This is a genomic window from Micrococcus sp. GbtcB5, from assembly GCF_019091605.1.
Lineage (GTDB): Bacteria > Actinomycetota > Actinomycetes > Actinomycetales > Micrococcaceae > Micrococcus > Micrococcus luteus.
In genome coordinates, this window is sequence record NZ_JAGXJK010000669.1 from 1 (window position 1) to 228 (window position 228).

General features: G+C 78.9%; 1 protein-coding gene. It reads right to left on the reverse strand.

Annotated elements, in window-relative coordinates:
* The coding region (locus KVS67_RS13905; RefSeq protein WP_217565630.1) for a BCCT family transporter at nucleotides 1–228 on the reverse strand (228 nt) is incomplete at both ends.

The following is a 228-nucleotide window of genomic DNA, read 5'->3' on the forward strand; positions in this document are numbered from 1 at the left end:
GCGCGAGCCCGCCGATCGGGCGCGCGCCGAGCGAGTCGCTGCGCTGGGCGTCGCCGAGCAGCGGCGCGATGATCGAGCCCACCAGCGGCACCCGGCCCCGGCGGTAGGACACGTAGCCGACCGACAGCCCGACGATCGCGTAGATCGCCCACGCGCTCCCGCCCGAGTGCAGCGCGGCCTGGGCCAGCGCGCCCGTCCCCGCCTCCTCGCGCCCCGCCTCGTACGCCC